This window comes from Rhodobacter sp. SGA-6-6 (assembly GCF_011043545.1).
GTDB lineage: Bacteria > Pseudomonadota > Alphaproteobacteria > Rhodobacterales > Rhodobacteraceae > Pseudogemmobacter.
On the sequence record NZ_JAAKGP010000007.1, the window covers coordinates 201,157 to 213,645 of the forward strand.

Consider the following 12,489-nt stretch of genomic DNA (forward strand, 5'->3'; position numbering starts at 1 on the left):
GGATGAACCCGCGGCCCCGGTCTTGCGGCCCGATGGGCCGGAAGGGATCACATCCCCAGGGCGGCTTTCACCTGGGCGATGGTGTCGGCGGCCAGCGCCGGGTTGGCCCGGGCGGCCTCGACGGCGGTCTTCAGCGTGGCCTTGGTGCCGGCGTCCAGCGAGGAGCCGTCGATCAGCGCGACCACGGCATCCGCGTTGAAGTTGGCCGGGTCCAGCGCGGCGGCAGCGGCATCGCCCGCGGCGGCGGCAGCGTCGCCGGCAGCCTCGGCGGCATCGCCCGCGGCGGCAGCGGCATCGCCGGCAGCTTCGCCCGCGGCAGCAGCGGTATCGGCGGCAGCGTCGCCCGCAGCGGCGGCGGCATCACCCGCGGCCTCGCCGGCGGCGGTGGCGGCATCGCCCGCGGCTTCGGCAGCTTCGCCCGCAGCAGCAGCGGCATCGCCGGCAGCCTCGCCCGCGGCATCGGCGGCCCCTTCCACGGCGGCAGCGGCATCCCCGGCAGCCTCGGTCGTGGCGGCAGCGGCAGCGGCGGCTTCCTCTTCAGCAGCCTTGGCGGCGGCAGCGGCTTCTTCCTCGGCCTTCTTGGCAGCGGCGGCAGCCTCTTCCTCGGCCGCCTTGGCGGCAGCGGCGGCTTCCTGCGCCGGCTTGTAGCTGAACTGGTAGTAGCCACCCGCAGCCAGCAGGACCACGATGGCACCGACGATAACGCTCTTGTTCATGACAATCTCCCATGACCGGGTGACCCGGATGCTACCGCATATGCCATCGCCGGGCCGGTTTGAAAAGTCCGTCGGGCCGGAAAACCCCGAGCCCGGCGGGATTTGCCCGGAAATAGGCCCGCTTGCGCTGCATTGGCGGGTTGAACCGACCCCGCCTTGCGCGTAGATTGCCGGCGTTTTCCGACAACAGCCGAAAGGACCACCACCATAGCCCGCCGCCCGCACAATGCGCCGCCGCCCAACCGCGACTCCGGCCCGCGCATCAACGACCGCATCCGCGCCCCCGAAATCCGCCTGATCGGCGCCGATGGCGAAAATGTCGGCGTGGTCACGCCCGCCCGGGCGCTGGCCATGGCCGAGGAGGCGGGGCTGGACCTCGTCGAGATCTCGCCCAATGCCGAGCCGCCGGTCTGCAAGATCATGGACTTCGGCAAGTTCAAATACGAGACCCAGAAGAAAGAGGCCGAGGCGCGCAAGAAGCAGAAGGTCATCGAGATCAAGGAGATCAAGTTCCGTCCCGGGACCGATACCCATGACTACGATGTCAAGATGCGCTCGGTGCTGAAGTTCCTCGGCGAAGGCGACAAGGTGAAGGTCACGCTGCGCTTCCGCGGCCGCGAGATGGCCCACCAGGAACTGGGGCTGGAACTCCTGAACCGCGTGGCCGCCGATGTCGGCGAAAACGGCAAGGTCGAGGCGATGCCCAAGCTGGAAGGCCGGCAGATGGTGATGATGATCGCGCCGCGGTAAGGGCGCGGATTTTCGACGAAAATCCGGGGGCCTCGCGGCCCCCGTTTCTTTTGCCGCCTATCCCCGCCGCAGCACCTGCACCGCCTGCGCCAGGATCGCCAGCGCGATCTCCGAGGGCGTGGCGGCGCCGATGTCCAGCCCCGCCGGAGCATGGATGCGGGCCAGCTGCGCCTCCGGCACCCCCGCCGCCCGCAGCCGCTGCAGCCGCTGTGCATGGGTCCGCTGCGAGCCGAGGCAGGCCAGGTAGAAGCAGTCCGAGGCCAGCGCCGCCCGGATCGCCGGATCGTCCAGCTTGGTATCGTGGGTCAGGGTCACCACCGCGGTGCGGGCATCGGGGGCCAGCCGGGCCACCGCCTCGTCCGGCCAGTCGTCCAGGATCGTCTCGCCCGGGAAGCGCGCCGCCGAGGCGAAGGCGCCGCGCGGGTCGACCAGCAGCGGATCGTATCCCGCCAGTCGCGCCATCGGCAGCAGCGCCTGTGCGATATGGACCGCGCCGACCACGATCATCCGCAAGGGCGGGTTGTGGAGGAGGAGGAAGCGCCCGTCCGCCTCCATCCCCGAGCGGTCGCTGCGGAAGCGGGCATCGGCGGCGGCATCCTCTCCCGGGCGCAGCAGCCGGCGGCTCCAATCGGCGGGCCGCACCTCCACCGCCACCGGCCGGCGGGCGGCACGGGCCGCGGCGAGGTCTGCCAGCAGCGCCTCGGGCAGGCCCTGCCCCACCGGCTCCAGCATCACCCGGATGGTGCCGCCGCAGGCGAGGCCGAGGCCGAGCGCGGTGTCGTCGCTGACGCCATAGGTCAGCAGGCGCGGGCTGCCGTCGCGCAGCGCCTCCAGCGCCTCGGTGACCACCGCGCCCTCGACGCAGCCGCCCGAGACCGAGCCGATGATCTCGCCCTGCCCCGAGACCGCCAGCTGGCTGCCCGCCCGCCGCGGCGCCGAGCCCCAGGTCTCCACCACCGTCGCCAGCACCGCGCCGCGGCCCTCGCGGTGCCAGTCCAGCGCCACTTCGACGATGCGGTCAGGGTCCATGGGATGCCTCCTGCCCGGGATGATGCCGCGGGACGGGCGGCGGGGCCAGAGGCAAAAGACCAGGGGCCGGGCGGGAGAAGGCGAGGCACTGCCTCGCTCATGCGCGGAACCCATCCGCTCCGGCCCTCATCCCCGTCCTTCTTATAACCCCCCGCACCCCCGGGCGGGAGAAGGCGAGGCACTGCCTCGCCCCCGCCCGTGTGCGGCATGTCACCCGGAGACCTGTCGGCACGAGACCCCGAGAGGCCAGCGCCCGACCCGGCGGGCGAGAAGCGCCCGCCGAGGGCGGGGCGGGCGCTGGCCGGGCCTTTGGGGCCCGGCCGGTCCCGGTTGAACCGTTGCGCTGTGGCGAAGGCACGCGCCTTCGCCAGGGAAGCCGATGGAGCGACGGGGTGAACCCAGCCCTACGGATGCTGCGGGTCATGCCCGGCGGATGATGCCCCCGGGGGCCGGCGGCGGCTGCCAGCGGCAAGACAAGGACCCCGCCCGAAGATCGCGGACGGGGCCTCGGCGCGGTCCCATGAGGGAGAAGGGACCGTCGGGGCCTGCGGCGGCCGGGAAGTGCCGCCGCAGGCCAAGGGCAATCCTGCGCGGGCGCGCCGCGCCCCGCCTTGACGCAGGTCAAGTCAGCGCAGTTCGGCCGTCCGCATCAGCGGCGTCACCAGCCGCACCACCACCCGGCGGTTGGCGCGTTCGTCGCCGGCCGAGTCCACCTTCAGCTCCGACTCGCCGTAGCCCTGCACCACCAGGTTCTCGGGCGGGATGTCGAAATACTCGGTCAGCGCCAGCGCCATCGATTCCGCCCGCCGGTCCGATAGCGACAGGTTCGACGCCGCCGAGCCGACCGCATCGGTATGGCCCTCGATCAGGAAGACCTCGCGCGGGTTGGCCGCCAGAAGCTCCTGGATCAGCCGGCCGATGTCGGCCAGCTTGCGCGCCTCGGTGGCCTTGATCGCGGCCGAGCCGGTGTCGAAGGTGATGGCGTCCACCTCGATCGTGGCCGCCAGCGACCGCACCTCGCGGATTTCGCGGATCTGGCGCAGGCTGAACTTGCGGCCCAGGTCCGCGGCCTCCAGCGCCGCCAGCTCCGCCTTCAGCGCGGCATCGCCGTCCGAGGTGGAGATCGTCACCCGGTCCGGCCGCGGCGGCGGCAGGGTGGTGATGTCGATCCGCTCCTCGGGGTAGAGGTCGTCGATCAGGATGACCTCGTTGCCGAGACGGTCGTAGGTCGCCCGCCGCAGCACCCGGCCCGAGGCATCGCGGACCGTCACCACCTGGGTGCCGTCCGCCCGCTTGACCACGGTGCGGGTGGAGCCGTCGCGGTAGGTCTCGGTCGTGGTCTCGACGCCGGGGCGGCGCAGCACGGCGTCGTCGTCCTTGTAGATCGTGTAGCTGCCGTCGGGGTTCTGCACCACCACCCGGTCGCCGGAGTTGGAGACCACGGTCTTGGCGTCCTTGTCGTTGGCGTTCTTGATCACCGCACCGACCACCAGCGCGCCAAGCGCGAGCAGTCCGACCTTCTCGAGGTCCGACAGGCCGGACTTCTTGCCCTCCGCCACGGCGACCGGGGCCGGGGCGAATTCCTCGTCGGAGGTGCGGGTCATGCCTTCCGAGATCACCTCGCTGACCACGGCCACCGGATCGGCGGCGGCGGGGGCTTCGGTCCCCTCGGTCGCGGCGGCGCCCGAGGTGGACAGGATGGCAGCCGCCGCCTCCGGCACCGCCGGCGGGGCGGGTTCTGCGGCGGGCTCGCCCTCGGCGACCGCTTCCCCTTCGGTTTCGGCCGTGGCGGCCTCCTCGGTGACGGTCGGCGCGGCGAGGATGCTTTCCAGCGTGACCGCCGCCTCTTCCGACACCACCGGCGTATCGACCGGCTCCGTCTCCGCCGCCGGTTCCGGGGCGGTGGCAAGCCCGGCGGCCGGATCGGCGGCGGGGTCGGCAGCGGGATCGGCCGGCTCTTCGGTCACCGCGGTATCCTCGGCCGGAGCCTCGCCCTCGGGCGCAGGCTCCACCGCGGGATCGGCCGCAGCCTCGTCGGTCGCCTCCGGCGCAGCTTCCGGCGCGGGCTCGGGGCCTTCGGTCACGGCCTCGGGGGCCGCCTCCTCGGCTGTGCCTTCCTCGGCGGGAACAGCCTCTGCCTCGGGCACAGGCGTGGGTTCGGCGACCGGCTCTTCCGCAGTCTCGGCCGCGGGTTCAGCCGGAGCGGCCTCCGGCTCCGCAGCGGGCTCTTCGGCAGCGGGAGCCTCCGCCTCGGGACCGGGCGTGGGCTCGACCGCCGGCTCTTCCGCCACCTCGGCCGCAGGTTCCCCGGCCGGGGCCGCTTCAGCAGCCGGCTCCTCGGCAGCGGCGGCCTCCGCCTCTGCAGCGGCGGCTTCTTCCTCGGCGGCGACACGGGCCGCTTCCGCCTCGGCTTCCGCCCGGGCCGCTTCCTCGGTCGCGGCGGCGGCGGCCGCGGCGGCCTCCTGCTCGGCTGCGATCCGCGCGGCTTCCTCGTCAGCCGCCCTCGCTGCTTCCTCGGTGGCGGCAGCGGCGGCGGCCGCCGCCTCCTGCTCGGCGGCAACGCGCGCGGCTTCCTCTTCGGCGGCGGCCTTGGCGGCTTCCTCTTCGGCGGCTTTCGCAGCCTCCTCCGCGGCGGCCGCCTCGGCGTCGCGCAGCATCCGCATGATCACTTCGAGGTCGCAGGGCTGATCCGGCGTCGGCACGCAGAGCACGGTGCCGTCCGGCCCGACGACCGAGCCATCCTCGGCCACGGTCTGGGCATGGACGGGAAAGGTGGGCGCGGTGGACAGCGCGACGGAAAGGGCGGTGGTGCAGGTCAGAAGCTTGCGCATTCCATGTCCTTTGCTTGGTCCGGGGCGATTCCCGGCGGGGTCTTCACAAGGCCGACCCTAGGCCCCGCCCCCGCCGCTATGCCATAACAACCCGCAGACCGGGGCGGGGTTCCGCCGGTCCTGCCCCCGCGTCAGCCCGGCAAAAGCCCCTCGGTCCGGCAGAGCCAGCCGCGGAACGCGGCCAGCGCCGCGCGCTCGGGCCGGTGGGCGGGCCAGACCAGGTAATAGGAGCCGAGCGCGGGGACCGGCCCGCCGAAGACCGGGACCAGCCGGCCCGCCGCCAGGTCCTCCTCGATCAGGAACAGCGGCATCAGCGCCAGGCCGAGACCGTGGATCGCCGCCTGCGCCATGGTGGCGAACTGGTCGAACAGCATGGCGGGCGGGCGGCTGTCGGGCTGCCCATGATGCGCCAGCCAGCGCGACCAGTCGCCGGGACGGCTGTCGAGTTGCAGCAGCGGCAGGTCCAGGATGGCGCGGGCCTCGGGCAGCGGCGCGGGCAGCAGCGACGGCGCGGCGACGGCCAGCACCTGTTCATCCATGAGTTTCAGATATGAAACCCCCGGCCAGTCTTTGCGGCCGTAATGGATGGCGGCATCGAAGCCGGTCTCGGCGAAGTCGAAGGGCCGCAGCCGGGTGGAGAGGTTCACCGTCACCTCGGGATGCGCGCGGGCGAAGGCGGCCAGCCGCGGCGCCAGCCAGCGCATCCCGAAGGCGGGCAGGATCGACAGGCTGAGCGTGCCGCCGCGCGGATTGGCCCGCAGCGTCAGCGAGGCGTCGGAGAGGATGCGCAGCGCCTTGCGCGCCTCGGCCACGAAATCCCGCGCCGCCGGCGTCAGCGCCAGCCGCTTGCCCTCGCGGATCACCAGCGCCACGCCGAGCTGTTCCTCCATCACCTGCAACTGCTTGGAGATCGCGCCTTGCGTCAGCGCCAGCTCCTGCGCCGCGGCGGTGGCGGAGCCCAGCCGGTCCAGCGCCTCCAGCGCCAGCAGCGAGGGGATCGAGGGCAGATGGCGGCGCGGGAACATCTATTACCTTTGCTCATCCTTACCGGACAAGCTTTCGATAGTCCCAAGGGCCGAATCGTGCAATGGAAAGGATGACGATTTTCCCTGCCCGGAAGGATTCCCCGATGACCGACAAGCCCAAGCTGAAAGCCAAGGACGCCCCCGACCTGTCGCGCTTCGACTGGGAGGACCCGTTCCGGCTGGACCAGCAGCTGACCGAGGACGAGCGGATGCTGCGCGACGCCGCCCGCGCCTTCGCGCAGGAGAAGCTGCAACCCCGCGTCATCGCCGCCTACCGCGAGGAGAAGACCGACCCGGCGATCTTCCGCGAGATGGGCGAGATGGGCCTTCTGGGCGTGACCGTGCCCGAGGAATACGGCGGCCTCGGCGCCTCCTACGTCGCCTACGGGCTGGTGGCGCGGGAAGTCGAACGGGTGGATTCGGGCTACCGCAGCATGATGTCGGTGCAATCCAGCCTGGTGATGTATCCGATCTACGCCTACGGCACCGAGGAGCAGCGGAAGAAATACCTGCCGAAGCTGGCCTCGGGCGAATGGATCGGCTGCTTCGGCCTGACCGAGCCGGATGCGGGCTCGGACCCCGCCGGGATGAAGACCACGGCGAAGAAGACCGCTTCGGGCTATGTCCTGAACGGATCGAAGATGTGGATATCGAACGCTCCCATCGCCGATGTCTTCGTGGTCTGGGCCAAGTCCGAGGCGCATGGCGGCAAGATTCGCGGTTTCGTGCTCGACAAGGGCACGAAAGGTCTGTCGGCACCGAAGGTGGGGGGCAAGCTCTCTCTCCGCGCCTCGGTGACCGGCGAGATCGTCATGGAGAATGTGGAGGTGGGCGAGGATGCCCTTCTGCCGCATGTCGAGGGGCTGAAGGGGCCGTTCGGCTGTCTCAACCGGGCGCGCTACGGCATCGCCTGGGGGGTGATGGGCGCGGCCGAGTTCTGCCTGCACGCGGCGCGGCAATACGGGCTGGACCGCAAGCAGTTCAACAAGCCGATCGCGCAGACCCAGCTGTTCCAGCTGAAGCTGGCCAACATGCTGACCGAGACCTCGTTGGGCTTGCAGGCCTGCCTGCGGGTGGGGCGGCTGATGGACGAGGCCAATGCGGCGCCGGAGATGATCAGCATCATCAAGCGCAACAACTGCGGCAAGGCGCTGGAGATCGCCCGCTGGGCCCGCGACATGCACGGCGGCAACGGGATTTCCGAGGAATTCCAGGTGATCCGCCACATGGTGAACCTGGAGACGGTGAACACCTACGAGGGCACGCACGACGTCCACGCGCTGATCCTGGGCCGGGCGATCACCGGGTTGCAGGCGTTCTTCTGAGGCAGCGGACCGCTGGGGCGGGCGGGAGAAGGCGAGGCACTGCCTCGCCCCCGCCCGTGCGGATGGCTTCACCCGGAAACGGCGGTCACGAGACCCCCGAGAGGCCAGCGCCCGACCGGGCGGGCGTGAAGCGCCCGCCGAGGGGCGGGCGGGCGCTGGCCGGGCCTTTGAGGCCCGGCCGGTCTGGTTTACATGGTGTGCCGTGGCGAAGGCGATGGCCTTCGCCATTGCATCGTCGGAGCGGCGGGGTGAACCCCGCCCTACGGGAGCCGCTCCCGGCCGACGGAGGCGGCGTAGGGCGGGGTTTCACCCCGCCATTTCCCCGCTCTACTTGTAGAACCCTTCCCGCAGGTTGATGCCGTGCTCCAGCCAAGCCTTCATGGCGCAGAGCATCCCGGTCCAGCCCTCGCAATTGCCGAAGGCGGCCTTCATCCCGGCCGGGTCCGTCCGCCAGCCCTCCTCGGCGATCCGCACATGGGTGCGGTCGGGGCCGAGGGCGGCGAAGGTCATCGTCACCCGGGTCCAGAGCCCGCCCTCGCCCTGCCAGGACAGGACGATCCGCTCATTCGGCACCACCTCGATCACCTTCACCGGGAAGGCGCCGGGGAAGTCGTGGAAATCCCAGGTCACCTCGGTTCCCGCGACGAGGCGGCCCTTGGCGCCGCCGGTGGTGAAGAACTGCGACAGCCGGCCGGGGTCGACCACGGCATCGAACACCTCGGCCACCGGCTTGGCGATGCGGCCGCCGACGGTGAATTTCGGCTCCATTCCTTTCGTCACGACTCGCCTCCTTCTTGCAGCCCTCTTCATCATGTTATAAATCTATAACATGTCAACCGAGGATCAGGACGATGCGCTGTTCCGTGCTCTTGGCCACCGGGTCAGGCGGCGGATGCTGGACCTGCTGAAGGCGCAACCGATGACCACCGGCGCGCTGTGCAAGGCACTGCCGGAACTGGACCGCTGCACGGTGATGCAGCATCTGGCGGTGCTGGAAGCCGCCGGGCTGGTGCTGGCGGAGCGGCGCGGGCGCGAACGCTGGAACCATCTGGACGCACTGCCGATCCACGGGCTGCACGAACGCTGGATCGGCCCCTATGCCGCCTATGCCGCCAGCCTGCTGGCGCGGCTGAAACGGCAGGCCGAGGGGACCGGGCAGCCGTCGGATTCCTCCGCATAGCCCCGCGCGACGGCCGTCCCGCCGTTGCCTCTCCGCGAACGGAGTGTTGCCGGACTCCGGGCCGCGACCGCCCGATCCGTCCTTGCTCCGCCGCCGGGAAACCGCGACAATGCCGGCCACCGCCTCCCCCTTCCCTCTGGCCTTTCCGTCCGGGTGCCCCGTCATGACCGACCTCGTCCTCCATGAAGCCGATCCCCTCTCCGGCGGGCCGGTGGAGGGTGACGACTGGCTGTCCGCCATGGACGCCATCGCCGAGGACGACGGCTATCTGGAACCCTTGGGCAAGGCGCATTGGGCCTTCTTCGCCGAGGACCGGCCCAACCTGCTGGTGACCTTCGAGCGGGCCGAATCCATCCGCGCCCGCGAGGACCAGCTTCCGGCGGCCTATGCGATGTGCAAGGCGCGCGGCTGGTCGCTCTTGACCCTGATCGCCGAGGGCGAGACCTGGTGGCGCGACCGCGCGGTCTGGGGCTATTTCGACCGGCTGGTGGACGACGCCTTCTTCGACGATTTCGACCAGGTGCTGTTCATGGGCGCCGGCCCCGCCGGCCATGCCGCCTGCGCCTATGCGGTGACGGCGCCGGGCTGCCGGGTGCTGGCCATCGCCCCGCGGGCGACGCTGGACCCGGACATCGCCGGCTGGGACCGCCGCAACCTGGCGGCGCGGCGGCTGGATTTCCGTTCGCGCTACGGCTACGCCCCCGACATGACCGAGGGCGCGGGCCGGGTCTGGCTGGTGCACGACCCGCTGCACGCCCCGGACGCGATGCACGCGGCGCTGTTCCGCGCACCCTGGGTGACGGCGCTGAAGGCCCGCCACACCGGCGAGACCATCGAGCGGACATTGGCCGGCACCCGGCTGATCGACAAGCTGGCCGAGGATGCGATGGCCGGCACGCTGACACCGGCCGGATTCGCCCGCCACTGGCGCTCGCGCCGCTCCTACCCGCCCTATCTGCGCGGGCTGCTGGCGCAGGCGGCGGCGCAGAAGCGGCCGGGGCTGGAGGCGATGATCTGCCGCTCGGTCACCCGGCGGATGCGGGCGCCGCGCTTCGCCGCCCGGCTGGCGGAACTGACGGGGCAGAAATAGCGGCTCAGCCGCCGTAAGCCTCGACCATCTCGCGCAGCTGTTCGGCCCGGTCCTCGGTCAGCCGCGCCATGCAGCCGTAGACCAGCAGCGGCTCGGCGCTGCCGCCCTTCATCGCATAGCCCTCGGCCTCGCAGGCCCGGTCGCGGAAGGTGATCCAGGCCCGTTGCGCCGCCCGCAGCGCCTCGGCCCCGCCGCGCTCGGCCTCGGGCAGGCCGGCGTCCCAGTCCTGCAGCAGCGCCAGCGCCGCCCGATAGGCCCGGTTCAGCCCGGCATCCTGCGCCTGCCAGTCGGCATAGGCGCATCGGTTCATGTCGGATTGCGTCATCGGATCGGTGCAATCGGCCTCCTGCGCGGCGGCCGGCAGGGCAACGAGGGCAAGAAGGACGGCAAGGCGCATGGGCAAACCCCGGGGCTGGATGCCGCCTTTCTGCCCGAAACCGCCGCGCGGCAAAAGGCGGGAAAGCCCGCCCTGCCCTCTGGCACCGCCGCGCGGGATGCGCTAGGGCGGGATCATGCAAGAGATCACCCTCCGCCGCCCCGACGACTGGCACCTGCACCTGCGCGACGGCGCGATGCTGAAGGGCGTCCTGCCCGAGACCACCCGCCATTTCGCCCGCGCCATCGTGATGCCGAACCTGGTGCCGCCGGTGGTGACCGCGAAGGACGCGAGCGCCTACCGGGACCGCATCCTCGCCGCCCTGCCCGCCGGCGCGGTGTTCGAGCCGCTGATGACGCTCTACCTGACCGAGGGCACCGATCCGGCCGATGTGGCCGCGGCGGCGGCCGGCGGGCTGGTGAAGGCGGTGAAGCTCTATCCCGCAGGCGCGACGACCAATTCGCACTCCGGCGTGCGCAACCTTGATGCGGTGATGCCGGTGCTGGAGAAGATGGCCGGGATCGGCCTGCCGCTCCTGACCCATGGCGAGGTCACCACGCCCGAGGTCGACATCTTCGACCGCGAGGCGGTGTTCATCGACACCGTGCTCGATCCGCTTCGTCGCCGCCTGCCCGAACTGCGGGTGGTGATGGAGCACATCACCACTGCCGAGGGCGCGGCCTATGCGGCGGAAGGCGGGCCGAACCTGGCGGCGACGATCACCACCCATCACCTGATCATCAACCGCAACCACATCCTGGTCGGCGGGATCAAGCCGCATTACTACTGCCTGCCGGTCGCCAAGCGCGAACATCATCGCCAGGCCCTGCGCAAGGCCGCGACCTCCGGCGCCCCCTGCTATTTCCTCGGCACCGACAGCGCCCCGCATGTCGATGCGCTGAAGGAACATGCCTGCGGCTGTGCCGGCTGCTTCACCGCCACCAACACCATGCCGCTGCTGGCGCATGTCTTCGAGGAAGAGGGCGCACTGGACCGGCTGGAGGGCTTCGCCTCGCTGCACGGCCCCGCCTTCTACGGCCTGCCGCCGAACGAGGCCCGCATCAGACTGGTGAAGCACGAGGCGCCGCAGGTCTTCCCGGCCAAGATCCTGACCGAGGCCGGCCCCGTCACCGTCTTCGACCCCGGCTTCCCCGTGCACTGGCACGTCGAAAGCTGATTTTCGCCGAAAATCAGTAGTTACGAGTTTTCGACGAAAACTCGGGCCACCAGAGACCAGAAGGACCGCCATGATCCCCGCCGCCTTTCCGCCGAAAGAAGAGATCGCCCGCCTGACCGCCCGCGCCTTCCTGGAGATCGGCGCGGTGCATTTCAACGCGCGCGAGCCCTTCACCCTGGCCTCCGGCCTGCCCTCGCCCACCTATATCGACTGCCGCAAGCTGATCAGCTACCCGCGCATCCGCTCGATGCTGATGGATTTCCTCGCCGTCACCGTGATCCGCGAGGCCGGGTTCGAGGCCTTCGACAACATCGCCGGCGGCGAGACCGCAGGCATCCCCTTCGCCGCCCTGGTGGCCGAGCGGCTGGCGCTGCCGATGACCTATGTGCGCAAGAAGCCGAAGGGCTACGGCCGCAATGCCCGCATCGAGGGCGCGATGACCGAGGGCCAGCGGGTGCTCTTGGTCGAGGACCTGACCACCGACGGCGGCTCGAAACTGTCGTTCGTGGATGCGATCCGCGACACCGGCGCGACCTGCGGCCACACCGCGGTGATCTTCTACTACGGCATCTTCCCGGAAACCGAGCCGCGGCTGGCCGAGCACGGGGTGAAGCTGATCCACCTCTGCACCTGGTGGGACATGCTGGCCGAGGCGCGGGCGCAAGGGTCCTTCGACGCCGGGACGCTGGCGGGGGTGGAGGAGTTCCTGAAGGCCCCCCGCGCCTGGCAGGAAGCGCGGAAGGGCTGACGCCCAGGGGCTGACCCGACGTCACCCGCGAAAACCGGGGGGCGGCGCTGTGGAGCCATTGGGGACAAGCCCCGAGTCGGCTCGGCCTCTCTGGGGTCCGCCCCGGTGCCGTCCACCAGATATTGATCGCGGGCCGGCGAAAATCCTTCGCCGACTCGGGGCAGCGGGGTTATCCTCCGGCTTCTCCACAGGGTTATCGGACTTGCCCCGCAGGGGGCAAAGCGCGCATCAGACGCGCGGGG

At 71.1% G+C, this 12,489-nt stretch carries 12 protein-coding genes; 6 read left to right on the forward strand and 6 right to left on the reverse strand.

The features are described 5' to 3' along the window. Positions 1–47: 47 nt before the first annotated feature. Entirely contained in the window at positions 48–716 is a 669-nt protein-coding gene (locus G5B31_RS14525) for a hypothetical protein (RefSeq protein WP_165018910.1), read from the reverse strand. A gap of 207 nt (positions 717–923) precedes the next feature. On the opposite strand from G5B31_RS14525, the gene infC reads away from it, so the two are divergent. Further along, positions 924–1,466 carry a translation initiation factor IF-3 gene (gene infC, locus G5B31_RS14530; protein ID WP_165018968.1) on the forward strand — a complete coding sequence of 181 codons (543 nt, stop codon included), beginning with the start codon at positions 924–926 and terminating at the stop codon, positions 1,464–1,466. Between the two features lie 57 nt (positions 1,467–1,523). Here the strand turns inward: infC and G5B31_RS14535 are convergent, their stop codons facing one another. The 3 genes from G5B31_RS14535 to G5B31_RS14545 all read right to left on the reverse strand — a co-directional run bounded on the left by G5B31_RS14535 (position 1,524) and on the right by G5B31_RS14545 (position 6,351). After that, entirely contained in the window at positions 1,524–2,495 is a 972-nt protein-coding gene (locus G5B31_RS14535) for an XdhC family protein (protein WP_165018911.1), read from the reverse strand. 626 nt (positions 2,496–3,121) lie between these two features. After that, positions 3,122–5,326, reverse strand: coding sequence for an OmpA family protein (locus tag G5B31_RS14540; protein WP_165018912.1), 2,205 nt, complete (start codon positions 5,324–5,326; stop codon positions 3,122–3,124). A gap of 131 nt (positions 5,327–5,457) precedes the next feature. Continuing rightward, positions 5,458–6,351 carry a LysR substrate-binding domain-containing protein gene (locus G5B31_RS14545; RefSeq protein WP_165018913.1) on the reverse strand — a complete coding sequence of 298 codons (894 nt, stop codon included), beginning with the start codon at positions 6,349–6,351 and terminating at the stop codon, positions 5,458–5,460. Between the two features lie 104 nt (positions 6,352–6,455). Here G5B31_RS14545 and G5B31_RS14550 point away from each other — a divergent pair, with 104 nt between their 5' ends. After that, the gene (locus tag G5B31_RS14550) at positions 6,456–7,676 is read left to right on the forward strand and encodes an acyl-CoA dehydrogenase (protein ID WP_165018914.1); all 1,221 of its coding nucleotides are present in this window, start codon (positions 6,456–6,458) and stop codon (positions 7,674–7,676) included. 327 nt (positions 7,677–8,003) lie between these two features. Here G5B31_RS14550 and G5B31_RS14555 read toward each other — a convergent pair whose 3' ends face one another. Continuing rightward, positions 8,004–8,456, reverse strand: coding sequence for an SRPBCC family protein (locus G5B31_RS14555; protein WP_346763919.1), 453 nt, complete (start codon positions 8,454–8,456; stop codon positions 8,004–8,006). Positions 8,457–8,505: 49 nt separating this feature from the next. Here G5B31_RS14555 and G5B31_RS14560 point away from each other — a divergent pair, with 49 nt between their 5' ends. Then, positions 8,506–8,856, forward strand: a complete 351-nt coding sequence (locus G5B31_RS14560; protein ID WP_165018915.1) for a helix-turn-helix transcriptional regulator — start codon at positions 8,506–8,508, stop codon at positions 8,854–8,856. A 163-nt stretch (positions 8,857–9,019) separates the two neighbouring features. Continuing rightward, complete coding sequence (locus G5B31_RS14565) at positions 9,020–9,946, forward strand: hypothetical protein (RefSeq protein ID WP_165018916.1); 927 nt, start codon at positions 9,020–9,022, stop codon at positions 9,944–9,946. A gap of 4 nt (positions 9,947–9,950) precedes the next feature. Here the strand turns inward: G5B31_RS14565 and G5B31_RS14570 are convergent, their stop codons facing one another. Beyond that, positions 9,951–10,343 (reverse strand): lysozyme inhibitor LprI family protein, encoded by a 393-nt coding sequence (locus tag G5B31_RS14570; RefSeq protein WP_165018917.1) that lies wholly within the window; start codon positions 10,341–10,343, stop codon positions 9,951–9,953. A 112-nt stretch (positions 10,344–10,455) separates the two neighbouring features. Here G5B31_RS14570 and pyrC point away from each other — a divergent pair, with 112 nt between their 5' ends. Continuing rightward, a complete protein-coding gene (gene pyrC / locus G5B31_RS14575; RefSeq protein WP_165018970.1) occupies positions 10,456–11,499 on the forward strand; it encodes a dihydroorotase in 1,044 nt (347 codons plus the stop codon). Positions 11,500–11,569: 70 nt separating this feature from the next. Then, complete coding sequence (locus tag G5B31_RS14580) at positions 11,570–12,247, forward strand: orotate phosphoribosyltransferase (RefSeq protein ID WP_165018918.1); 678 nt, start codon at positions 11,570–11,572, stop codon at positions 12,245–12,247. The last annotated feature ends 242 nt before the right edge of the window (positions 12,248–12,489 follow it).

Bases quoted from the DNA above. Each gene is read 5' to 3' on its own strand.
- G5B31_RS14525 (WP_165018910.1), bottom strand. From the start codon at position 716: ATGAACAAGAGCGTTATCGTCGGTGCCATCGTGGTCCTGCTGGCTGCG.
- G5B31_RS14535 (WP_165018911.1), bottom strand. From the start codon at position 2,495: ATGGACCCTGACCGCATCGTCGAAGTGGCGCTGGACTGGCACCGCGAG.
- G5B31_RS14540 (WP_165018912.1), bottom strand. From the start codon at position 5,326: ATGCGCAAGCTTCTGACCTGCACCACCGCCCTTTCCGTCGCGCTGTCC.
- G5B31_RS14545 (WP_165018913.1), bottom strand. From the start codon at position 6,351: ATGTTCCCGCGCCGCCATCTGCCCTCGATCCCCTCGCTGCTGGCGCTG.
- G5B31_RS14550 (WP_165018914.1), top strand. From the start codon at position 6,456: ATGACCGACAAGCCCAAGCTGAAAGCCAAGGACGCCCCCGACCTGTCG.
- G5B31_RS14560 (WP_165018915.1), top strand. From the start codon at position 8,506: ATGTCAACCGAGGATCAGGACGATGCGCTGTTCCGTGCTCTTGGCCAC.
- G5B31_RS14565 (WP_165018916.1), top strand. From the start codon at position 9,020: ATGACCGACCTCGTCCTCCATGAAGCCGATCCCCTCTCCGGCGGGCCG.
- G5B31_RS14570 (WP_165018917.1), bottom strand. From the start codon at position 10,343: ATGCGCCTTGCCGTCCTTCTTGCCCTCGTTGCCCTGCCGGCCGCCGCG.
- G5B31_RS14580 (WP_165018918.1), top strand. From the start codon at position 11,570: ATGATCCCCGCCGCCTTTCCGCCGAAAGAAGAGATCGCCCGCCTGACC.